At 70.3% G+C, this 22,170-nt stretch carries 20 protein-coding genes and 1 tRNA gene; 8 read left to right on the top strand and 13 right to left on the bottom strand.

What is annotated here, in order from left to right; genetic code table 11:
- Window positions 1–17: 17 nt before the first annotated feature.
- The 4 genes from STARVERO_RS18000 to acuI all read left to right on the top strand — a co-directional run bounded on the left by STARVERO_RS18000 (window position 18) and on the right by acuI (window position 5,724).
- Window positions 18–2,105 (top strand): hydantoinase/oxoprolinase family protein, encoded by a 2,088-nt coding sequence (locus STARVERO_RS18000; RefSeq protein WP_159600518.1) that lies wholly within the window; start codon window positions 18–20, stop codon window positions 2,103–2,105.
- A complete protein-coding gene (locus STARVERO_RS17995; RefSeq protein WP_159600516.1) occupies window positions 2,102–3,763 on the top strand; it encodes a hydantoinase B/oxoprolinase family protein in 1,662 nt (553 codons plus the stop codon). The genes STARVERO_RS18000 and STARVERO_RS17995 overlap by 4 nt, the downstream gene beginning before the upstream one ends.
- 66 nt (window positions 3,764–3,829) lie before the next feature.
- Complete coding sequence (locus tag STARVERO_RS17990; RefSeq protein WP_144341117.1) at window positions 3,830–4,723, top strand: amidohydrolase family protein; 894 nt, start codon at window positions 3,830–3,832, stop codon at window positions 4,721–4,723.
- A gap of 14 nt (window positions 4,724–4,737) precedes the next feature.
- A complete protein-coding gene (gene acuI, locus STARVERO_RS17985; RefSeq protein WP_159600514.1) occupies window positions 4,738–5,724 on the top strand; it encodes an acrylyl-CoA reductase (NADPH) in 987 nt (328 codons plus the stop codon).
- Window positions 5,725–6,149: 425 nt separating this feature from the next.
- Here the strand turns inward: acuI and STARVERO_RS17980 are convergent.
- The 10 genes from STARVERO_RS17980 to STARVERO_RS17935 all read right to left on the bottom strand — a co-directional run bounded on the left by STARVERO_RS17980 (window position 6,150) and on the right by STARVERO_RS17935 (window position 14,178).
- Window positions 6,150–6,224, bottom strand: a tRNA-Gly gene (locus tag STARVERO_RS17980).
- 151 nt (window positions 6,225–6,375) lie between these two features.
- Window positions 6,376–7,275, bottom strand: coding sequence for a Pnap_2097 family protein (locus STARVERO_RS17975; RefSeq protein WP_159600512.1), 900 nt, complete (start codon window positions 7,273–7,275; stop codon window positions 6,376–6,378).
- Complete coding sequence (locus STARVERO_RS17970) at window positions 7,272–8,528, bottom strand: MSMEG_0569 family flavin-dependent oxidoreductase (protein ID WP_159600510.1); 1,257 nt, start codon at window positions 8,526–8,528, stop codon at window positions 7,272–7,274. Before STARVERO_RS17970 ends, STARVERO_RS17975 begins: the two co-directional genes overlap by 4 nt.
- A gap of 19 nt (window positions 8,529–8,547) precedes the next feature.
- Window positions 8,548–8,835, bottom strand: a complete 288-nt coding sequence (locus STARVERO_RS17965; protein ID WP_159600508.1) for an MSMEG_0570 family nitrogen starvation response protein — start codon at window positions 8,833–8,835, stop codon at window positions 8,548–8,550.
- An 8-nt stretch (window positions 8,836–8,843) separates the two neighbouring features.
- On the bottom strand, window positions 8,844–10,001 hold the full coding sequence (locus tag STARVERO_RS17960; protein WP_159600506.1) for an MSMEG_0565 family glycosyltransferase: 1,158 nt from the start codon (window positions 9,999–10,001) through the stop codon (window positions 8,844–8,846).
- The gene (locus STARVERO_RS17955) at window positions 9,998–11,002 is read right to left on the bottom strand and encodes a sll0787 family AIR synthase-like protein (RefSeq protein WP_159600504.1); all 1,005 of its coding nucleotides are present in this window, start codon (window positions 11,000–11,002) and stop codon (window positions 9,998–10,000) included. Before STARVERO_RS17955 ends, STARVERO_RS17960 begins: the two co-directional genes overlap by 4 nt.
- A 1-nt stretch (window position 11,003) precedes the next feature.
- Entirely contained in the window at window positions 11,004–11,561 is a 558-nt protein-coding gene (locus STARVERO_RS17950) for an MSMEG_0567/Sll0786 family nitrogen starvation N-acetyltransferase (protein ID WP_200837857.1), read from the bottom strand.
- Complete coding sequence (locus STARVERO_RS17945; protein WP_159601880.1) at window positions 11,558–12,685, bottom strand: MSMEG_0568 family radical SAM protein; 1,128 nt, start codon at window positions 12,683–12,685, stop codon at window positions 11,558–11,560. The genes STARVERO_RS17950 and STARVERO_RS17945 overlap by 4 nt, the downstream gene beginning before the upstream one ends.
- Window positions 12,603–13,655: a Nit6803 family nitrilase gene (locus STARVERO_RS17940; RefSeq protein ID WP_159600502.1), complete on the bottom strand. Its 1,053-nt coding sequence runs from the start codon at window positions 13,653–13,655 to the stop codon at window positions 12,603–12,605. The genes STARVERO_RS17945 and STARVERO_RS17940 overlap by 83 nt, the downstream gene beginning before the upstream one ends.
- 40 nt (window positions 13,656–13,695) lie before the next feature.
- Window positions 13,696–14,178, bottom strand: coding sequence for an MSMEG_0572/Sll0783 family nitrogen starvation response protein (locus STARVERO_RS17935; protein WP_013168483.1), 483 nt, complete (start codon window positions 14,176–14,178; stop codon window positions 13,696–13,698).
- A 362-nt stretch (window positions 14,179–14,540) separates the two neighbouring features.
- Between STARVERO_RS17935 and STARVERO_RS17930 the strand changes: the two genes are divergently transcribed.
- A complete protein-coding gene (locus STARVERO_RS17930) occupies window positions 14,541–15,926 on the top strand; it encodes an aminotransferase-like domain-containing protein (protein WP_159600500.1) in 1,386 nt (461 codons plus the stop codon).
- 138 nt (window positions 15,927–16,064) lie between these two features.
- Here the strand turns inward: STARVERO_RS17930 and STARVERO_RS17925 are convergent, their stop codons facing one another.
- The gene (locus STARVERO_RS17925; RefSeq protein WP_244616812.1) at window positions 16,065–17,132 is read right to left on the bottom strand and encodes a threonine aldolase family protein; all 1,068 of its coding nucleotides are present in this window, start codon (window positions 17,130–17,132) and stop codon (window positions 16,065–16,067) included.
- Between the two features lie 213 nt (window positions 17,133–17,345).
- Here STARVERO_RS17925 and STARVERO_RS17920 point away from each other — a divergent pair, with 213 nt between their 5' ends.
- On the top strand, window positions 17,346–19,016 hold the full coding sequence (locus STARVERO_RS17920) for a bifunctional aminoglycoside phosphotransferase/ATP-binding protein (RefSeq protein WP_159600496.1): 1,671 nt from the start codon (window positions 17,346–17,348) through the stop codon (window positions 19,014–19,016).
- Here STARVERO_RS17920 and STARVERO_RS17915 read toward each other — a convergent pair.
- On the bottom strand, window positions 19,013–19,687 hold the full coding sequence (locus tag STARVERO_RS17915; RefSeq protein ID WP_159600494.1) for a DsbA family protein: 675 nt from the start codon (window positions 19,685–19,687) through the stop codon (window positions 19,013–19,015). The two genes, STARVERO_RS17920 and STARVERO_RS17915, sit on opposite strands and share 4 nt — an antisense overlap.
- Before the next feature lie 65 nt (window positions 19,688–19,752).
- A complete protein-coding gene (gene rutR, locus STARVERO_RS17910) occupies window positions 19,753–20,511 on the bottom strand; it encodes an HTH-type transcriptional regulator RutR (protein WP_244616811.1) in 759 nt (252 codons plus the stop codon).
- Window positions 20,512–20,638: 127 nt separating this feature from the next.
- On the opposite strand from rutR, the gene STARVERO_RS17905 reads away from it, so the two are divergent.
- Both STARVERO_RS17905 and STARVERO_RS17900 read left to right on the top strand, forming a co-directional pair.
- The gene (locus STARVERO_RS17905; protein WP_159600492.1) at window positions 20,639–21,115 is read left to right on the top strand and encodes a cytochrome b; all 477 of its coding nucleotides are present in this window, start codon (window positions 20,639–20,641) and stop codon (window positions 21,113–21,115) included.
- Between the two features lie 14 nt (window positions 21,116–21,129).
- Window positions 21,130–22,167: an esterase-like activity of phytase family protein gene (locus STARVERO_RS17900; RefSeq protein WP_159600490.1), complete on the top strand. Its 1,038-nt coding sequence runs from the start codon at window positions 21,130–21,132 to the stop codon at window positions 22,165–22,167.
- Window positions 22,168–22,170: the final 3 nt, after the last annotated feature.

The raw sequence follows: 22,170 nt of genomic DNA, 5'->3' as shown, positions 1-22,170 counted from the left end.
AAATATAGGCAGTCAGCATGTCCCGGAAACTCCGACTGGGCGTCGATATCGGCGGCACCTTCACCGATCTGGTGCTCGCCGATGTCGTCGGCGTTCTCGCGACCGAGAAGGTCCTCACCAACCCCCACAACCCCATCGTGGCCATCGTCGAAGGCGTTGAGCGCCTGCTCGCACAGGCCGGAAGCGACGCATCCGAAATCGTGGATACGGTTCACGGCACGACGCTCGTCACCAATGCCGTCATCGAGGGGAAGGGCGCCAAGACCGCCCTCGTCACCACCAAGGGGTTCCGCGACGTTCTCGAGATCGGGCGGGAATGGCGCTACGACATCTATGACATCGACCTCGATCCGCCCCCGATCCTGATCGAGCGCGGGAGCCGCTACGAGATCGAGGAGCGCGTGCTCGCCTCCGGGGAGATGAGGGTGCCCGCCGAGGCGCCGGCGATCGAACAGCTGGCCCGCACCCTGCCGGCCGATCTCGAGGCGCTGGCCGTGTGCTTTCTGCACAGCTACGTGAACCCCGCCAATGAGCGAAAGGTCCGCGATCAGCTGCAGGAGCTGCGGCCCGGACTTGCCATCTCGATCTCGTCGGATGTCGCGCCGGAGATCCGCGAGGTCGAGCGCATGTCGACGACCATCGTGAATGCGTATGTGCAGCCGCTCGTGCGTCCCTATCTGTCGCAGCTGCGCGAAGGGCTGTCCGGCGCCGGCGTGGAGGGGAACCTCTACGTCTTCCTGTCGAATGGCGGCGTCGTGACCGCCGAGCAGGCCTCCGACTATCCCGTGCGCATCGTCGAATCCGGCCCGGCCGCCGGCGTTACCGGCGCGGCAATGCTGAGCCGGCACATCGATGAGGAGCATGTCGTGGCGCTCGACATGGGCGGTACGACGGCGAAGATCTGCTTCATCGACCATGGACAGCCGACCATTTCGCGGGATTTCGAGGTCGCTCGCGCCTACCGCTTCAAGCCCGGCAGCGGCATTCCGCTCAAGGTGGCGTCGGTTGAGCTGCTGGAGATCGGGGCCGGCGGCGGCTCCATTGCCGGTCTGAGCGAGATGGGCCTGCTGCGCGTCGGCCCGGCCAGCGCCGGCGCCAGCCCCGGGCCGGTCTCCTACGGGCTGGGCGGCACCGAGCCGACCGTGACGGATGCCGATCTCGTGCTCGGCTATCTCAATCCCGACTACTTTCTCGGCGGGCGCATGAAGCTCGACCTCGATGGCGCGACGTCGGCCATCGGGCGGGTTCTCGGCGCATCCTTCGAAGGAAATGCCGTGCGCGCGGCCTGGGGCATCCACCGCGTCGTGAACGAGAACATGGCCAACGCGCTGCGGGTCCACGCCGCCGAGCGCGGCGTCGATACCGCGCGCTATGCGCTGCTCGCTTCCGGTGGCGCCAGCGGCCTGCATGCCTGCCGGGTCGCCGAGGCGGTCCGGGTCGACCGGGTGATCTGCCCGCGCGGGGCGAGCGTGTTCTCCGCCAACGGCATGCTGATGGCGCCGCTCACCTTCGACTTCGTGCGCACGCGCAAGTTCGCCCTCGATACGATCGATTGGGATCAGTGCCGCCGGCTCTATGACGACATGAAGGCCCAGGCGGTCGAGCTGATGGAGAAGTCGCGCATCAAGGCTGAGAACATCGAGTTCAAGGCCAGCTGCGACATGCGCATCGTCGGACAGGGCTACGAGATCGAGGTGCCGTTCTCACTCTCGGCGATGGGTCCCGACACCGTGGGCACCCTCAGCGAGGGCTATCAGGAGATCTATCTGCGGCTCTACGGCCGCATGACCTCCGGTCTCGGCGTCGAGGTGCTGAACTGGCGTCTCACGGCCTCGGGCCCGCGCCCGGACTCCTCCGTGGCGTTCCGGCGCGCGGCGCAGACGGCAAGCGAGGGCAAGACCCGCCTCGCCTATTTCCCCGAGACCGGCCAGGTCGAGACGCCGGTGCTGGCGCGTCCCCAGCTCGCGCTGGGGACGGTCGTGCCCGGCCCGGCGATCTTCGAGGAGCCCGACACCACGGTGATCGTGCCGCCGAACTGGACCGCCCAGATCGATCAGGACGGCAACCTGATCATCGACAGGAAGCGTGAAGCGAGACAGTCATGACAGTAAACCAGAATATCAGCCTCGACAGCGATCCGGTCCTTCTCGAGATCTTCTGGAACCGGCTGAGTTCGCTCGTCACCGAGCAGGCGGTCAACATCATCCGCACCTCCTTCAGCCCCCTCGTGCGCGAGGCGGGCGACATCGCCACGGCGCTGTTCGACCGCAAGGGACGCATGCTGGCCCATGGCCAGACCGGGACGCCGGGCCATCTCATCCCGATGACGCGCACCGTGCTGGAGTTCCTCGCGGAATTTCCCATCGACACGCTGAAGCCCGGCGATGTGTTCATCACCAACGACCCGTGGAAGACGACGGGGCACTTCTTCGACATCACCGTCGCGAGCCCGATCTTCGACGGCGGCACCCTGATCGGCTTTGCCGCATCGACGGCGCACCATGCCGATATCGGCGGCACCGGCTTCGGCGCCAGCGCCAACGACGTGTTCGAGGAAGGGCTCTTCATCCCCGTCTGCAAGATGTACGACGCGGGGGTGCGCAACGACACGCTGTTCCGCCTCATCCGGGCGAACGTGCGCGAGCCGGACGCGGTCGTCGGCGATCTCGACGCGCAGAACGCGGCGAACGAGGCGGCGGGTCGCGCGATGCGCGAGCTGATCCACGAATACGCCATCCATGACCTCGACGCCGTCGTCGAGGAGATATTCCTGCGCTCGGAGCGGGCGGCGCGGCAGGCGCTGCGCGAGGTGCCGAACGGGAGCTATACCTCGGTGCTCAACCTCGACGGCTATGACGAGCCGATCAAGGTCGTGCTGACCCTGCATATTCGCGACGAGGAGATCGAGGCCGACTTCACCGGCACGTCGCCGCAGATACGCAAAGGCATCAACGTCTGCGAGAACTACACGTTCGGCTACGTCGCCTTCGCCCTGCGCTGCGCCATCGGGCGGGAGATTCCGCACAATTTCGGCAGTCTCTCGACCTTCAAGCTGAACGCGGCGCCGGGGCTCATCGTCAGCTGCACGTTCCCGGCGCCGGTTGCGGCGCGCCATCTGGTCGGCCAGATGATCCCGGGCCTCGTGCTGCAGACGCTGGCGCAGGCCTGGCCGGACAAGGTCATGGCCGACGGGGCCGGCTCGGTCTGGGGCGTCACGCTCAACGGCCAGACCCGCGAAGGCCGCCCTTATGCGGCCGTGGCGTTGATCGCCGGCGGCATCGGCGCCCGCTCGGCGAAGGATGGCCTTTCGACCATGCAGTACCCGACGGGAACACGCTGCGTTCCGGTCGAGGTGCTCGAGCTGGAGGCGCCCTTTGTCTATTACGGCAAGGAACTGCTGACCGACAGCGGCGGTGCCGGCCGCTTCCGCGGGGGCCTCGGGCAGCGGGTGACGCTGGAAGTCGTACCCGAGGGCAGCTCCTGTGTCGTCAATCTCGTCTGCGACAAGACCCGCATCGGTCCGCAGGGATTGTTCGACGGGCTTCCCGGCCAGATCGGCCGCACGCTCGGGCGTGACGGTGTGCCCGTTCACCCCAAGCAGCGCTTCGTGGTCGAGGACAGCCAATATCTCGTTCTGGAGACGCCGGGCGGTGGCGGCTATGGCGATCCACGCCAGCGGGACCGCGCGGCGGTGCGCCGCGATCTCGCGCTCGGCTACATCTCCGAGCAGGCGGCCCGCGAGATCTATGGTCTTGTCGATTGATAGAGCCGGGGCGCGGTGATCTCCGCGCCCCCTTTCTTCGTCCCGGAAGTTCCAGAGAGATCGACCATGTCTTCCAGACCGTCTCCCGGCGACAGCCGTTCCGGCATGCCCATCGACATACTCGGCCATCTGTACACGCCCGAGGCGATGAAGGCGCATTTCCGGGACAATGACGAGGAACAGGGCGTCTTCGACAGCCTGGGACGTTCCGCTAACCTGCAGGGATTTACGCCCGAGCAGTTCATGTCCTACGCCGACCGTGTCGGCGTAGGACGCGTCCACATCGCCTCCTTCGCGTCGTGGAGCTACCGCCAGCAGCACCCCTATCTGACGGTGACGGCCGACGAGGTCCATGAGGTGATCCGCCGGACGCCCGGCTACGCCTATGGCCTGTTCGGCATCAATCCCCACACGGCGCTGAAAGGCGTGCGGGAGCTGGAGCGCGCGGTGCGCGAACTGGGCTTCGTGGGCGCCCATGTCCATCCGCACGGGTTCGACCTCGGCCCCGAGCACGCCTTCTATTTTCCTTTCTACGCGAAATGCGTCGAGCTCGACGTGCCGCTCGTGGTCTCGATGGGCCATACGCTCGATTTCATGCCGATCGAGAACGGCCGGCCGGTGCGCCTCGATCGCGTCGCCCTTTATTTTCCCGACCTCAAGATCGTCTGCACACATACCGGGTGGCCGTGGGTGGAAGAGGCCATCGCCCTTGCCTCCAAGCATCCGAATGTTTTTCTCGGTACGACGGCCTATGCGCCGCGCTACTGGAAGCCGGAGATGGTGCACTTCATCAATTCCTGGGGGCAGGACAAGGTGGTGTGGGGAACGGACTTCCCGTTGCTGACCCATGAGGAGGTGCTGCCCCAGCTGGACGCGCTCGGGCTGCGCGAGGCGCCGCGCCGCAAGCTTCTCTGGGAGAATGCCGAGAAGCTCTTCCGCTATGACCGCGTTCGGGCCTGAGGGAGGAGCATCCGATGTTTCGCGCCATACTCGTCACCAAGGACGACGACACGTACCAGGCCCGGCTCTCGGAGGTGGATGAGAGCGCGTTGCCGGAGGGCGACGTCACGGTGGCCATCGACTATTCCAGCCTCAACTACAAGGATGCGCTCGCCATCACCGGCCGCGGGCCGGTTGTCCGGCGATTCCCCATGGTGCCGGGCATCGATCTGGCCGGTGAGGTGACGCACAGCCTTGCGCCGGGCTTCGCGCCTGGTGACAAGGTGCTGGTCAACGGCTGTGGCCTCGGCGAGGTCCATTGGGGCGGGCTCGCCGAGCGGGCTCGCGTGAAGAGCGAATGGCTGGTTCCCTTGCCGGCCCGTTTCTCGACGCGGCAGGCCATGTCCATCGGCACGGCCGGCTTCACGGCGATGCTGTGCGTGATGGCGCTCGAACGGCACGGGATGAAGCCGGACGGGGGCGAGATTCTCGTCACCGGCGCCTCGGGCGGGGTAGGCAGCTTTGCCATCTCGCTCCTGGCCGCCAGCGGCTACACCGTTGTCGCCTCCACCGGACGGCCGGAGGAGGCGGACTATCTGGAGCGGATCGGCGCCAAGAGGATCATTCCCCGCGCCGAGCTTGCGGCGCCGGGTCGTCCGCTGGGCAAGGAGCTCTGGGCCGGTGTGATCGACAGCGTCGGCGGCACCACGCTTGCCAATGCGTGCGCGCAGACGCGCTATGGCGGTACGGTCGCCGCCTGCGGTCTGGCCGGCAGCATGGATTTGCCGGCCACGGTGGCCCCCTTCATCCTGCGTGGCATCACGCTCGCCGGCGTGGACAGCGTGTATTGCCCGGCGCCGCTGCGGTCGGCGGCGTGGCAGCGGCTCGCGACGGAGCTGCCCCTCGCCGGGATCGACGCGATCGCGACGGAGATCCGTCTCGATGAAGCGATCGCGATGGCCGCCGACCTGCTGGATGGCAAGGTCCGGGGGCGTGTCGCCGTCAGGCTCGCAGGTGGTTAGTCGTCGTTTCGCATGACCTCATGCCCTGGTGGGAACATCGGCGTCGGCCGCCTGGGCCCGTCGGCTCACGCCATCGCGCGGCGATGCGGTGAACAAGGCAAGACCCCTTGGCCTCCCGTTCGGGATCGGCAGGGCTTCAGCGGCCGCCGATTCAGCGCAAAGCGAACACGGCTTTCCGTACCCTCCGTGCGGGCGGGGACGTCCCGATGGCTGACCGCTCGGAGCGGCGGCGGCCCTGCGATCACGGGATGGCGCGCGCATCATCCGCAGCCGGAAGGTGAAGCCCTTCGTTTCGTGAGGGGAAACGGCGGTTATCCACAGGCGGGGAGTTGGTGAGCACAGCCGCCTTGCTGGTCACCACGCCGGAAACAACAAAGCCGCCCTTCGGCGGCTTGCGTCAAATCTATCGATAAGCTTGAAATTTTTGGAGCGGGCGATGGGATTCGAACCCACGACCCCAACCTTGGCAAGGTTGTGCTCTACCCCTGAGCTACACCCGCTCGCTCCGTCGTCCGGTCCGGCATTGGCTGCCGCCCCGAACGGGCCGTCTCTATGCCCCAGCCGCGCGGCGAATGCAACGGGCTTTCGTACGATTTCTCACAGCCGGATGACATTGGCCGTCCCCACGTCGGCGAAGGGGTCGCCTCTCCCTCACAAGGCCCGCAGGGTGAAGGCCTCGGCGAGGCGCGCGCCGTCGCCCAGGCGTTCCAGCCGGCAGCGATGGGCAAGCCTTCCCCCGTCGCGCCGCTCCGCCAGCCAGCGCACCCGCAACCGTTCGCCGGGGTCGATATTGGCGTGGAAGAACACGTCGCGCCGCAGCGTGGTGGGGCGGGCGGCCCGGCGGTGGTCGAAATGCCATTCGGCCCGGTCGACGAAGGCGACGAAGCTGGAGAAATAGAGAAAGCCGGCGCCGTTGAAGTCCTGCGCCGGGCAAGGGTCGATCTCGAAGGACCGATCGATGTCGAAGGCCCCGCCCGTCGCGGGTTCGGCGAGGTCGAAGCCGAGATGCTCCCGGCGGCGGCCCGCGCGCATTTCCGCCGCCAGCCCGGCAAGGCTGTCCGCCATCGGCGCGGCGGCCGGGGGGAAGCCGTCCAGCGCCACGCGGGCAACGGTATGATTGCCGCCGCCGTTCGCCCGGCGCACGAAGGCCGAGACGAGCTCGACCTCGCCCACCGGCTGCCCGGCGCGGCTCAGCGTGTGACGGCTGGCGCACTGGGTGCGCGAGACCCGCGCGATCCCGGAGCGGATGGTGAGAAGGTCGTTCTCGCCGAGCGCCGCGAAGTCGGCCCCGGTCACCGACAGCGCCGAGAAGGCGGCGTAGACCGGCGCGCCGTCGCCGTCCCGGAAGTCCGGCACGGCGCGTCCCGCCATGCGCGCCAGCAGCATCCAGTGGCGGTGGCCGAGATCCTTCATGAGCCAGCTCTCCGACAGGCCGCCCAGCGCCAGATGCGGCATGCCGAGCCGCACCGTCTCGACGGTGGCGATCCCTGCCGCCGCGTCGGCGCCGGGCAGCGTGTCGGGCAGCGTGTCGGGGGAGACGGCCACGTTCATGCCGCGCTTTCCTTCAGCGTGCGGGCGGCGATGTGGGCGACGATGTGCTCGGCGTCGCGCCCCACGCTGCCGAAGCGGCCGGAGCCCCAGGTGTGCAGCCAGGGCAGGCCGATGAAATAGATGCCCTCGCGCGCCGTCACCCCGCGCCGGTGCTGGGGATGGCCGGCGCCGTTGAAGACGGGCGCGTCGAGCCAGCGGAAATCCGGGCGGAAGCCGATGCACCAGACGATGGCGGCGATGCCGGACGAGGCGAGGTCCAGCGTCTCCCGCTCGTCCGCCGGCTGCCAGACCGGTTCGTAGACCGAGGGCGGCGGCGCAACGACGTTATGGGTGGCGATGTGGGTGTCGATGGCGGCGTTGATGCCGTTATAGGTGCGGTCGGCGTCGTCCAGCGCCGCGCGCAGATTGGTGTCGAACACCAGCCGCCCGCCGTCATAGTCGCGCAGCGCGCCGTAGAGCTCCATGCCCTCGGCGGCGAACTTCCTCAGGTCGATGTCGCGCCCGCCATCGCGGCCGGTCACATAGTGGTTGGTGTTGTCGCGCACGCCCTCGCGCAGGGGGTGCTCCTCCACCGGCATGTCGTAATAGCCCATGTCGGCGAGCCAGGCGACGACGTCGCGGCCGCGGTAGAAGCGGGCGCAGCGCGGGGCGTTGCCCACCGCCAGGAACACCTTGCGCCCGGCGAGGTGCAGGTCCTCGGCGATCTGCGCGCCGGACTGGCCGGAGCCCACCACCAGCACCGCGCCCGCGGGAAGCTGCCCGGCGTTGCGGTACTCGGCGGAATGGATCTGCGCGACGGCGCCCGGCAGGCGCTCGGCCATGCGCGGCACGATCGGCTCGTGATAGCCGCCGGAGGCGACCACCACATTGTCGGCGCTCACCTCGCCCGAGGTGGTCGAGACATGGAAGCCGCCCCCGGCGCGCGGGCTCACCCGGCGGACGGTGACGCCCTCGCGGATCGGCGGATCGACCCTGGCGCGGAAGCCGGCGAGATAGGCGAGGATCTCGTCCTTCTTCATGAAGCCGTCGGGGTCGTCGCCCTGATAGGGATGGCCCGGCAGGTCGCACTGCCAGTTCGGTGTCACCAGGCAGAAAGTGTCCCAGCGCTGGGTCGACCACGCATGCATCGCCCGGTGCTTCTCCAGCACCAGATGGTCGATGCCCTGCGCGCGCAGGTGATGGCTCGTCGACAGGCCGGCCTGCCCGCCGCCGACGATGACCACCGGGTAGTGCTCGATGCGGTTCTCGTTCATCACAGGAATCTCCAGGGCGTCACGCGTCGAAGGCCTCGACGGTGACGCGGGGATTGGGAAAGGCTGAGAAGGCCCGGGCGCCCGCCTCGATGCGGGCGAGCTGGCCCAGGGCGCGCGAGCAGGGGAAGCCGTAGCGCGCCTCGACGCGCTGGCTGGCGATGGTCAGCGCCTCGCGGCTCTTCTCCAGGAAGTCCGCGAGCGGATAGCTCGTACCGGGGGCGAAATAATCCCGGATGACCAGCGAGGGCGAATAGCAGCTCTCGGCCGTGCCGTCGGGCCAGCGGATGGTGAAGCGCATCTCAGGCATGGGAGGTCTCACGCATGGGCGGGCTCCGCGAGGCTTTCATAGGTGGGCAGGTGCGCCCGGGCGGTCGTCGCCCAGTCGTGGCGGGCGGCGGCGGCGGGGCCGAGGGCGGCGAGGCGCCGGCGCGTCTCGGGCTTCAGCGCCAGCATCAGCGCGTTGGCGATGGAGCCGGCGCTGAGCGGGTCGCACCAGACCGCCTCCTCCTCGCCGATATGCTCGGTGAAGGGCGCGATGGCCGACACCACCGCCGGCACGCCGCAGGCCATCGCCTCCAGCGCCACCAGGCCGAAGCCCTCCTTCACCGAGGCGAAGGCCAGCACGTCGGCCAGCCGGTAGAGGGCGGGCATGTCGTCCTGCGCCAGCGGGCCGGTGCGGATCACCGCGTCGGCGGGCAGGCCGGAAGTGGCGAGCGCCGCCTCGAAATCCGCGCGATAGGCGTGGTGGTCGAGCACCGAGGCGCCGCCGGCGATGACGAGCTGGGCGCGCGGGTGCATCGCCCGGAGCTGGACGAAGGCGTCGAGCAGGCGCCGCGTGTTCTTGCGCTCCTCCACCCCGCCGACGGCGAGCACGATGGGCCCGGCGCCGAGGCCGAGCCGGGCGGCGAGCGGCGGCTCGCGCCCGTCGGTCAGGGACGAGAAGCGCCGGGTGTCGACGCCGTTGCCGACGAGGACCGCCGGAAGCCCGAACATCTCCGCCAGCAGCCCCTGCCAGAGATGGCTGACGACGAAATGCCGGTCGGCGCTCACGATGGCGCGGCGCTGCAGGTCGGCCAGCGCGGGGTCGCGGAAGGCGTCGACATGGTGGACGGTGCGCGCGAAGCCTGGGATGAAGCCGCGCTGCTTCAGCGTCGCCAGCGCGTTGCCGGAAATGCCGTCCTGCGCGTGGAAGACGTCGAAGCCCCGGTTCGCCGGGTCCTCGAAATGGCTGACATAATCGCCGGCGCGGATGCGCACCATCTCGGCGACATCGGCGCCCACCGTCGAGGCCGCCACGCTCACCGTCCGGCACAGGCTCGGGCGGAAGAAGCCGGCGCCTTTCGGGTCGGGCGCGTGCACCACGGCCTCGTGGCCGAGCCGGGTGAGCGCGTCGCCCAGTTCCAGCGCGTGCACCACGCCGCCGCGCGGATTGGTGGAATGGGCGAGGAGGGCGATGCGCAGCGAACGGCTCATGCGGCGTCCTCCGCCGTGGCGGTGACAGGCCCGCAGCCGAGCAGGGCGCGCTGCGCGAAGTCCCAGATGGGTTCCCGCGCGGCGCCGTTCGTCACGGTGACGCGCCGGTCCGCCGTCACCGCGCCGATGGCGGATGCGGCGATGCCGCGCCCTTCGAACAGCGACAGGATGGCCGGCACATCATTCGCGGCGGCGGAGAGCAGGTAGCCATAGCTCGGGAAGCTCATCAGCCAGCGCGCGGGATCGACGCCCTCCGGCGCCGGCACGCGCGAAAGATCGATCTCGATGCCGACGCCGGAGCATTCGGCCAGCATGGCGGCCGTGCCGACGAGGCCGCCCTGACTGATGTCCTTGGCGGCGCGCGAAAGCCCGGCCTCGGCGATGAGCGGCAGCAATTCGAGGTCGCCGCGCAGCCGCGCGGCCGGGGCTTCCAGCGCCGCCTCCCAGTTGGAGAAGGGCTCGCGGTAGCGCCCGCGCAGGTCGATGGTGGCGATCAGCGTCTCGCCGGGCCGGGCGTCGAAGCTCGTCAGCAGCCTCGATGCCCGCCCGAGCACGGCGACGGAAAGCTGGCCCCGGTCGGTGTCGAGGTTGGTGTGGCCGCCGACGATCGGCACGCCGAAGCGCTCGGACGCCGCGCGCAGCCCGTCCAGCACCGGCGCGGCCTCCGCCTCGCCGGCCGCCCAGACCGCGTCGACCACGGCGACCGGCCGTCCGCCCATGGCGGCGATGTCGGAGAGGTTGACCATCACCCCGCACCAGCCGGCGAACCACGGGTCGCCGGCCACGAAGCCGTTCATGAAGCCCTCGATGGCGAGCAGCAGGAAGCCGTCGCCGTCGGGGATCGCCGCGCAGTCGTCGCCGACCGCCACCGCGTCCGCCCCGCTCAATCCGAGCCGCGCGGCGGCGATCCCGATATCGGCCTTGGCCGCCATGCCCCTGGAAGCGCGCAGCGCCGCCGCGACGGCTTCGAAAGCGATGGGGGTGAGGGCGAGCGTGCTCATCTCATGCCGCCTTCCGGGGCAAACTATTGCGCGCGAGGGCGTGGAAGCCGGTCTCGGCGTCGAGGATCGGCGGGTAATGCGCGAGGTCCGCCTGCATCAGGTAATGCGGGCGGCCGTGCAGCTCCTTCTCCTCGACGATCCCCCAGTGCAGGCGGCGGAACAGCAGCCCGTTCTGCGCCTGCACATGGGCGAGGAAGCGGGTACAACCGCGCGCATGGGCGGAGGAGACGGCGAGCCTGATCAGCGCCGCGCCGAGCGCGCCCACTTTCCGATAATCCGCCGCCACGGCGAGGCGCGATCCCCACCAGACGCCCGGCTCGGCCTCGTGGATGCGCACCGTGCCGACCACGTCGTCCGCCACCAGCCCGAGCATGGAGACGGCGACGATGGGGATGGCGGCCTCGTCGATGGCGTCGCGGTCGTCGCCGTCGAACAGGCCCTGCTCCTCGCAGAACACCTGCCGGCGCAGATGCGCGGCGCAGCGCCGCTCCCACGTCGCGGTGGCGAACTTCACCTGAAAGTCGCTGGGAAGAAAGGGGCGGAAGGGCTCGAAGATCATGAACAGGCCCTTCGCTCATAGGTGGAGAGCGCCGAGCAGGCGCCGCATTTGGCGCAGCCGGCCTTCACCTCGATCGCCTTCAGCCCGGTCGCCAGCAGCATGCCGGACAGCGGGCCGAGGATGGAATTCATGAAGGCGGGCGAGGGCGTCTTGTGGCTTTCCAGCGGCGTGCCGGAGATCGGCACGAAGGGCACGACGAAGGGATAGACGCCGATGCGGGTCAGCCGGTCGCAGACGGAAAGGATGTCCTCGCGGCTGTCGCCGAGCCCCGCGAGGATATAGGTCGAGACTTGTCCGCGCCCGAACACCGGCACGGCGGCCTCGAAGGCTTCGAAATAGCGCTCCACCGAGACCTGCGCCTTGCCGGGCATGATGCGGGCGCGCACCTCCTCGGTCACGGCCTCCAGATGCATGCCGAGCGCATCGGCGCCTGCCGCGTGCATGCGATCGAACCAAGCGTCATCGTCCGGCGGCTCGCACTGCACCTGAATGGGCAGGTCCACCGCCGCCTTCACCGCTTGCGCGCTCTCGGTGAGGATCGCCGCGCCGCGGTCCTTGCCGGGCGGCGTGCCGGTGGTCATCACCATGTGCTTCACGCCGTCCAGCTCCACGGCGGCCTTGGCGACTTCCGCAAGCTGCGCCGGGGTCTTGCGCTCGATGGTGCGCCCCGCCGCCAGCGACTGGCCGATGGCGCAGAACTGGCAGGTCTTGGTGCGGCTCTGGTAGCGGATGCAGGTCTGCAGCACCGTGGTCGCCAGCACGTCGCGCCCGTGCAGCACGGCGATCTTGGAATAGGGAATGCCGTCCGCCGTCGACAGCCCGTAGAATTTCGGCTGCAGCGGGAAGGAGACCTCGCCGATCACCAGCCCGTCGCGGCTGATGCGGCTTCGCCCGTAGGCGTCGGGCTTCTCGACGAGGTACGGGCTGTCGAAGGCCGGGGCGGTGTGCACCGGCACCATCACCGTCATGCCGTCGAGGGTCAGCGCCTTGTGATCGGAAGGACCGGCGCCGCCGCGCCGGCTCTCCGCTCCGGCCTTGGGATCAACGAGCCGCACCCCGTAGGACTGCAACTCGTTGATCAGGTGCTCCGTCGGCATCGGCGCGAGATCGGTCGCCGGGTCCATCGGTTTCATCGGAAGCACTCCCTGTCTGGACGGGGAAAGCGCCGGCGTGCACGGGCACGGCGGGCCGGTTGTCGAGGTTGAGGCTGAGCAGCTCCGGCCGGGCGTAATGGCCGACCGAATCCATCATCCGCTTGCGCTTGGTGATGAGGCCCATGTCGAGATCGGCGATCAGGATGCCCTCGCCCGAGGTGAGCGGCGGCACCACATGGCTGCCCTCGGGCGAGACGATCGCCGTCATGCAGCCGCCGGTCAGCGCGCGGCGCAGCTTCTCGTCCGGTGCGATGCGGGCGATCTGCTCGTCGGTCAGCCAGCCGGTGGCATTGACCACGAAGCAGCCCGATTCCAGCGCGTGGTGGCGGATCGTCACCTCGATCTGCTCGGCGAAGATCGGCCCCACCAGCGAGCCGGGGAACTGCGCGACGTGGATCTCCTCGTGCTGCGCCATCAGCGCGTAGCGGGCGAGCGGGTTGTAATGCTCCCAGCAGGCGAGCGCGCCGACCTTGCCGACCGCCGTGTCGACCGCCTTCAGCCCGGCGCCGTCGCCCTGGCCCCAGATCATCCGCTCATGGAAGGTCGGGGTGATCTTGCGGCGCTTGAGCTTGAGGCTGCCATCGGCGTCGAAGATGAGCTGGGTGTTGTAGAGCGAGCCGTGGTCGCGCTCGTTCACCCCGAGCACGACAACCACGCCGAGCCGGCGGGCGGCGGCGCCGACGGCCTCCGTCACCGGCCCGGGGACGATGACCGCGTTGTCGTAGAGCCGCAGATGTTCCGCCCCGGTCAGCACCGGCGGGAGCACGAAGGAGAAATAGGGGTACCAGGGCACGAAGGTCTCGGGGAACACCACGAGCTGCGCGCCTTTCCCCGCCGCCTCGTCCAGCGCGGCGAGCACGCGGGTGAGCGTGCCCTCCAGGCTGTCGAGGTCGGGCGCGATCTGCACCGCGCCCACCCTCACGATACGCTTCTCGGCCATTCCGGCCTCCCTGAGCGGTTCGGCGCCTACAGCGTCGGGGTCACAGCGTCCACGTGTGGAGCATGAAGGCGTTGTCGCGGCGGTGGACGAGCACGATGTCGAGCACGTCGAGCGGCGAGATCGGGATGACGCCGGGGATCAGCGCGCCCTCGCCATGGCCGTAGAGCGCCTGCAGGGCGAAGCGGCAGGCATAGACCTTGCCGCCGTCATTGATGATCTTCTCGATGCGGCCGTTGAAGTTGAGATGGCCGGGGAAGGCCTCGTCGCCGAGCTTGGGGAAGCCGCGCTGCACGCCGAGCGTGACGCCGGGACCGTAGAGCAGCACCGAGGTCTCGAAGCCCTTCTGGATCAGCCGCGAGGCCTGCAGGAGGTTCACGAGGCCGATCGAGCCCTCGAAGGCGACGGTGTGGAAGGTGACCAGCGCCTTCTCGCCGGGGGCGGCCTTCACGTCCTCGAACTTCTTGTCCTCGTAGTCGACGAGCACGTCGCCCTTCTGGTGGGCCGGCACGGTGATGGTGGCCATGTCGCTCTCCTTGACTGGCAGGGGCCGGCGGTGCTGCCGGCTTGCGCCAGAGGGAATTGCAATCAATGTGCCAATTGACAGAATGCAAAAAGAATCATCAAAACATTCAATTTACATTCAATAATACATTCAATTAGATCTCCCGGCTTCGGGGCGAGCTGATCAAAACCCATGCGGGAGCTTAAGGAAAAGGCGGGAAAATGCCCGCTTCATGCGCATGCGACGAAAGGCGGTGCGTAACACCCCTTACGCAGCAAGTTGTGGACCAGAGGTGACAGGCCACCTCTGCAACATTATACAGTCAATTATGCTATGACGGATTCGGCGCCGCCCCCGGCGCCCGACAACCACGCGTGACGACCATGGCCGACTGGGTTCCCGATCTCTCCCGTTCCGACAAGCCGCGCTACCTCGCCATCGCCGACCTGATCGCCGAGGACATCCGCGCCGGCCGCCTCGCCGTCGGCGACCGCCTGCCCCCGCAGCGCAAGCTCGCCGGCCGGCTGGACATCGACTTCACCACCGTGGCGCGCGGCTATGTGGAGGCGCAGAAGCGCGGCCTGGTGGAATCGCGCGTCGGGCAGGGCACCTTCGTCACCGGCGCGCCGCGCCCCAGGCCGCGCGCCGCCGCCCCGGCGCGCCCCGGCACGGTCGACCTGTCGATGAACCTGCCGCCGGAGCCGGACGATCCCGCGCTCATCGAGCGCATGCAGGACGGCCTCGCCGAGGTCGCCCGCGATCTCGTCAACCTGCTGCGCTATCAGGGCTTCGGCGGCACCCCGGCCGACAAGGACGCCGCCTCCGCCTGGCTCGGGCGGCGCGCGCTGGTGCCGGCGCAGGAGCGCGTCTTCGTCACGCCGGGCGCCCATCCCGCGCTGCTCGGCATTCTCGGCCTGCTGGCGAAGCCCGGCGACACCATCCTGTGCGAGGCCATCACCTATCCCGGCGCGCGCGCCATCGTCGCCCAGCTCGGGCTCCGGCTGGTCGGCCTGCCGATGGACCGCGACGGCATCGATCCCGACGCCTTCGGGGCGGCCTGCGCCGAGCACGCGCCCAAGGCGCTCTACATCAACCCGACGCTGCAGAATCCGACCACGCTGACCATCCCCGAGGCGCGGCGCACCGCCATCGCCCAGGTCGCCCGGCGCTTCGGCGTGCCCATCGTCGAGGACGACGCCTATGGCTTCATCCCCGCCCATGGCCCGGCGCCGCTCGCCGCCATCGCGCCGGACCTCACCTGGCACATCGCCGGGCTGGCCAAATGCATCGGCGCCGGGCTGCGCGCCGCCTATGTCGTGGTGCCGGATGCGCGCTCGGGCTATCCCTTCGCCAGCGCCCTGCGTACCGCCAACGTGATGGCCTCGCCGCTCACCACGGCGCTCGCCACCCGCTGGATCGAGGACGGCACCGCCGACACGCTGCTGCGCTTCATCCGCGCGGAGGCGCAGGCGCGTCAGGCGCTCGCCGCCGATATCCTGCCACCCGGCAGCTTCCGCGCCGATCCACTCGCCTTCAATCTCTGGATCGAGCTGCCGGAGCCGTGGACGCGCTCGGCCTTCGTCGGCCACATGCGCACCACCGGCATCGGCGTCGTCGCCAGCGACGTCTTCGCGGCCGGCGGCACGCCGACCGAGGCGGTGCGCGTCTGCCTCGGCGGGCCGGCGACCCGGTCGCAGATCCGCTCGGCGCTGGATTTCATGGCCCACGCCCTCACCCAGTCGCCCGAGGCGGTGTCGTCCGTGGTGTGAGCGTTCCGCCTCCGAACACCGTCATGGCCGGGCTCGGCCCGATCCTCCACGCCTTGTCCGCTGGGCACAAAAGCCATCCGGCGATCCCTCGTTGGGGGAGAGGCCGGCCGCCGGCCGGCCCTGAGCCACGTGCTCGGCTCAGCCCAGCTTCCCCGCCGCCTCCAGCAGCCGGTCGACATCCTCCGCCGTGGTGGCGAAGGAGGTGACGAGGCGCACCACGCCCGCGCCCCAGCGGTCGGTGTAGAAGCGGAAGCCCTGCGCCAGCAGGCCGTCGATCATCTTCTGCGGCAGGCGCACGAACAGCATGTTCGCCTCGGCCGGCGCCTGCAGCGCGACGCCCGGCAGGGCGGCGAGGCCCGCGCCGAGGCGCGCCGCCATCGCATTGGCCTGCCGGGCATTGGCGAGCCAGAGGTCGCCGTCGAGATAGGCGTCCATCTGGGCGGCGAGGAAGCGCATCTTGGAGGTCAGGTGCCCGCCGCGCTTGCGGCGGAAGGCGAGCTCGTCCGCCTTCGCGCGGTCGAACAGCACGATGGCTTCCACGCCCATGGCGCCGTTCTTGGTGGCGCCGAAGGACAGCGCGTCCACGCCGGCCTTCCAGGTCAGCTCCGCCGGCGAGACGCCGAGCGCCGCCACCGCATTGGCGAAGCGCGAGCCGTCCATGTGCAGCTTCAGCCCCGCCGCGCGGCAGACCGCGCCGATGGCACGCAGCTGCTCCACGCCGTAGAGCGTGCCGAGTTCGCTCGCCTGGGTGACGGAGACGGCGGCCGGCTGCACGCAATGCACGTCGCCCCGGTTGCGCCCGGCCGCCTCGGCCAGCGCGTCCGGGTCGATCTTCGCCGCCTCGCCCGCCACATGGACGAGCTTGGCCCCGCCGGTGAAGAATTCCGGCGCTCCGCACTCGTCGTTCTCGATATGGCTCTCGGCATGGCAGAGCACCGCGCCCCAGGGCGGGGTGAGCGCGCCGAGCGCCAGCGCGTTGGCCGCCGTGCCGGTGGACACGAGGAACACCGCGACCTCGCGCTCGAACAGGGCGGAAAGCCGTGCCTCGACGCGGGCCGAGAGGTCGTCCGTGCCGTAGGAGGGCATCGAATCGTCATTGGCGGCGGCCAGCGCGGCGAGGATGGCGGGCGAGACGCCGGCAACGTTGTCGCTGCCGAAGCCCGGCGAACGGGGAGCCGGTGAACGGGGAAGGGGAGCGTCGGTCACGGGAAATCCTGTCGGAGTGGGCGCGGCATGAAAGGCGGCATGGAGGACGGCACGGAGGATGGCATGGAAGGGCCGGGGTTCTGTGCCCTGCTTTACGGCGAAACGGCCCCACATCCCACCGCAATCGCGAGAGGCACGGGGCACATTCCGGGAAGCCGGCTGCGCAGCTTGCCGTATGGCCGGCGCGCGGAGCGGTGCGGTAGAGTGCGGGCGATGAGTGCGCGTCCCCCAGATCACGTTGCCACAGACCATGTTGCCGCCGGTCATGTCGTCGCCGATCAGGAGCCGGTGTTCCGCCTGCTCGCCGATCCCGCCACCTATGGGCTGCGCGAGGGCATCCGGCGCATCGACACGCATGGCGCGGCGGTCTTCCTCGCCGGCGCCGACGTCTACAAGGTCAAGCGGGCGGTGCGCTTCTCCTTCATGGATTTCTCGACGCTGGAGAAGCGCCGCCGGGCCTGCGCCCGCGAGGTCGAGCTGAACGGCGCCACCGCCCCCGGCCTCTATCTCGGCATCGTCCCCATCGTGCGCCGGTCCGGCGCGCTGCATCTGACCGATGCGGACCGGGCCGATGCTGATCCGGCGGACGGCGAGGTGGTGGAATGGGCGGTGCACATGCGCCGCTTCGACGAGGAGGAGACGCTCGACCGCGTCGCCGGGCGCGAGGGGCTCTCCGCCCCGCTGCTCGCCGCGCTGGCGCTGGCGGTGGAGGAGGCGCACCGGCGCGCGCCCCGCGCCGAGGGCGCGTCGGGCGAGGCCCTGCGCGCGGTGGCGCGCGGCATCGTCGAGGGGCTGTCCGAGGCGCCCGATATCCTGCCGCCGGCGCGGGTGGCGGCGCTCGACGCCGCCTTCGCCGAGGCGTTCGACCGGCTGGGGCCGCTGCTGGCGCGCCGGGCGGCGGGCGGCGAGGTGCGCCGCTGCCATGGCGACCTGCATCTGCGCAACATCGTGCGGATCGACGGCCGCCCGGTGCTGTTCGACGCGCTGGAATTCGACGAGGCGCTCGCCACCACCGACCGGCTCTACGACCTCGCCTTCCTGCTGATGGACATCGGCGTTCGCGGCCTCGCCTTCGAGGCCAACTACCTGATGAACCGCTACCTCGTCGCCTGCGGGGACGAGGCGCCGCTCGACGGCCTCGCGGCGCTGCCGCTGTTCATCGCCCTCAGGGCGGCGATCCGCGCGCAGGTGATGGCCGCCGCGCTCGCCCATCGCAGCGGGCCGGCGCGCGCGGCGGCGGCGCGGGAGGCGCAGGATTATCTCGCCTTCGCCGAGGAGGCTTTGCGGCCGCGCCCGGTGCGGCTCGTCGCCATTGGCGGGCTGTCCGGCTCGGGCAAGAGCACGCTCGCCGCCCGGCTGGCGCCGCATGTCGGGCCGGTACCGGGGGCGGTGCATCTGCGCTCGGATGTCGAGCGCAAGCGCCTCCACGGCACGCCGGAGCTGGAGCGCCTGCCCTCCGACGCCTATTCGATGGAGGCGACAGACCGCGTCTACGCGACGCTGCGCGCGCGGGCCGAGGCGATCCTCGCCGCCGGGCACGGCGTCGTCGTCGATGCCGTCCACCAGCGTCCCGACGAGCGCGAGGCCATCGCCGAGGTCGCCTATGAATGCGGGGTGGATTTCCTCGGCCTGTGGCTGGAAGCCCCGGTACCGGCGCTGGCGCAGCGCGTCGACGCCCGGCGGGGCGACGCCTCCGACGCCACGGCGGACGTCGTGCACTGGCAGGCGGGACGGGACGTCGGCCCGCTCGACTGGGTGCGCCTCGACACTTCCGGCGCGCGCGAGGAGGCGCTCGCCCGCGCCGCCGCCCTGCTGGAGGGCGATTTTCCGGAGGGCGGCCTGCCGGGGGGCAACCTGCCGGAGGGCAACCTGCCGGAGGGTTAGCGCTCCGCCGCCCGGTCGCGGGCGTCCTTCACCACGTCCTTGAAGCCCTGATAGTCCAGCGCCGCCGCCACCTTGTAGGGGCCGACCAGATAGACCGGCGTGCCGGGCAGCCCGAGCGCCTCGGCCTGCTCGTTGTTGCGCGCCAGCAGCGCGCCGATCGCCTTGGCGTGGGTCTTCAGATCGCTGGCGAGCCGCGCCCGGTCGATCCCCGCCTCCGCCAGCGCCGCGCTCATGCGCTCGGTCGAGGCGCGGCCGGGGATCTTCATCAGCGTCGCGTGGGCGGCGTCGTACTTGCCCTGGTACTTGGCGGCGAGGGCGAGCTGCGCCGCCACCACCGAGGATTTCGCCAGGATCGGCCAGTCCTTGTAGACGAGCCGGATATTGCCGTCCTCCGCCACCAGCTTCTCCAGCGCCGGCGAGGCCTTGCGGCAATAGCCGCAATTATAGTCGAAGAAGGCGACGATGGTGACGTCGCCCTTCGGGTTGCCGGCGACCGGCGCCTCGGGGTCGAACAGCAGCGCGTCGACGTCGAGCGGCTTCGAGGCCGGGGCGGGGGCGGGCGCCGCGTCGGGCGTCGCCGCGCGCAGCGGGGCGGCGAGCGGGCCGGGCGCCAGCAGGGTCAGGGCGAGCGCCGCGCCGGCGGCGAAACGAAGCAGCGCGCGGCGCCTCATCGCGAATTCCTTTCAAGGCCGGAGGGGCGGCGCGGTGTTCCCACGCCGCGCGGAGGGGCGACGATTCAGCCCTCGTTCCTCACGCGCAGCCCGTCGAGCACGATGCGCTGCACGTTGCGGCTAGCCTCCTCGACAAAGCGGTCGTCGTCCAGCCCCGTCTTGAGCAGCGCGTCGATCTGCGAGGCGAAATCGGCGTAGTGTTGCGTCGTCGCCCAGAGCGCGAAGATCAGGTGGTGCGGGTCCACCGGCGCCAGCTTGCCGGCCGCCACCCAGGCCTCGATCACCGGCACCTTGGAATCGACCAGCGCCTTGAGCGAGGTCTCCAGCTCGCCGCGCAGCAGCGGCGCGCCCTGCACCATCTCCAGGCAGAACAGCCGCGAGGCTTCCGGGTGGGCGCGCGAGAACAGCATCTTGCGGCGGATGAACTCGCGGATGCCCTCGATCGGGTCGCTGTCGAGCTGGAACTCGCGCAGCGGCTCCAGCCACAGGTCGAGCAGCCGGCTCAGCACGCCGACATAGACGTCTTCCTTGGAGGCGAAATAGTAGAAGAGGTTGGTCTTGGAGACGCCGGCGGTGCGGGCGATCTCCTCCACCGTGGTGCCGTGCAGGCCGTAGCGCGAGAACAGCGCCAGCGCCGCGTCGAGGATGGCGGCGTGCTTGGCCTCGATGCGCTTGAGCCGGTTGGCGGTCTTCGGCCGGCCCTGGCGCGCGCCGGCGGCGGATTTGCCGACAGAAGGCGTGCCGACAACGGATTTGCCGCCCCTCGGCTTCGCCCTGGCGGCCGCACCCGTGGCGGGCTTCCCCATCGATTGCGCGCGCGTCAACGGATGCTCCCGGTCAACTCCCCAGTCCCTGACATGGCATGGAAATGAAAGGCGCCGCAATATGCGGGCCCGCATGCCGCCGATTCGATCCTTCCCCACGTTCCCGCCGGCACCGAAAGGCCCGCCTATGCCCGCCCGCTACGACCGGATCGCCCGCCTCCTGCACTGGCTCGTGGCCGCTCTGGTGCTGCTCCAGTTCGCCACCGGCTGGGGCTGGGGCTTCTTCGAGCGGGGCACGGATCCGCGCTTCTATCTGTTCCGCACCCATCTGGTGGCGGGCTATGCGGTGCTGGCGCTGGCGGTGCTGCGCATCGGCTGGCGGCTCACCCATGCGGCGCCGCCGCTGCCGGCGGGCATGGACCGGCTCACGCAGGTCGCCGCCCATGCCACCCATGGCGTTCTCTATCTCGCCATCCTCGTGCAGCCGGTCCTCGGCGCCGTGACCACCACCGCGCTGGGCAAGAGCCTCGGCACCGGCCGCATCCATGTCGGGCTCGCCTATGTGATCGCCGGCATCGTCGCGCTGCATGTGGCGGCGGCGCTCTGGCACCAGTTCGTGCGCCGGGACGGGCTGCTGCTGCGCATGCTGCCGGCCCGCCGGTGAGGGGCGGGAGGCCCATGTCCGCGCTGAAGTCCGTCCCGAAGCCTGGCACCGCCCCGTCGCGTCCGCTGGCCGCCGTGCTGCTCCTGCTCTGCCTCGCCCCGCTTCCGGTTCAGGCGCAGTCCTCCCCATCCGCCGCCCGCATCGAGATCGCGGCGACCCCCATCGAGCGGCTCGAGGCCGGCGGCGGCACGCGCTTCGGCGCGCTGGAGTTCCGCGGCGGGCTGGTCCTGTCCTCGGCGGCGGCCGATTTCGGCGGGCTCTCCGGCCTCGTCGTCGATCCCGACGGGGCGGGCTTCGTCGCCGTCACCGATCGCGGCTTCTGGCTGTCCGGCCGCATCCGCTCCGAGGGCGACCGTCCCACCGGCATCGCCGATGCCCGGCTGGCGCGCCTGCGCGCGGCGGGCGGCGGCACGCTCGCCGGCCGGCGGCGCGGCGACGCGGAATCCCTCGCCCGCACCAAGGCCGGCTATCTCGTCGGCATCGAGCGCCGGCAGGAGCTGTGGCTGTTTCCCGGCGACGATCCGCTGACATCCGCCGGCCGCCGGCTGCTGGCCGATCCCGCGCTGGCGACGCTCGGCGGCAATCAGGGGCCGGAAGCGCTGCTCGCCCCGCCGGACGGCACGCCGTCGGCGATCGTCGTCATCGGCGAGGAGAGCCCGGACGATGCGGGCATCCTGCCGGGCTTCCTGTTCGCGCCGCTGGGCAAGCCGGTGCCCACCGGGCGCTTTTCCATCCGCCGCAGCGACGATTTCGCGGCGACCGACGCGGCGCTGGCCGATGACGGCACGGTCTATCTGCTGGAGCGGCGCTTCGATTTCCTGCGCGGCGTCGCCATGCGCATCCGCCGCTTCCCTCTGAGCGAGATCAAGCCGGGCGCGCGCGTCGAGGGCGAGGTGGTGATCACCGCCAACCGGCTGGCGGCGATCGACAACATGGAAGGTCTCGCCCTGCACCGCAACGCGGCGGGCGAGCTCATCCTGACCCTCGTCTCCGACGACAATTTCTCCGCGCTCCAGCGCACGCTGCTGCTGCGCTTCGCGGTCGTGGACTAGCGG

It is taken from the genome of Starkeya nomas (assembly GCF_902703545.1).
In the GTDB taxonomy this organism is placed as follows: Bacteria; Pseudomonadota; Alphaproteobacteria; order Rhizobiales; family Xanthobacteraceae; genus Ancylobacter; species Ancylobacter moscoviensis.
The sequence above is the reverse complement of the archived record's forward strand: the minus strand, read 5'-3'. Positions and strand labels throughout refer to the sequence as shown.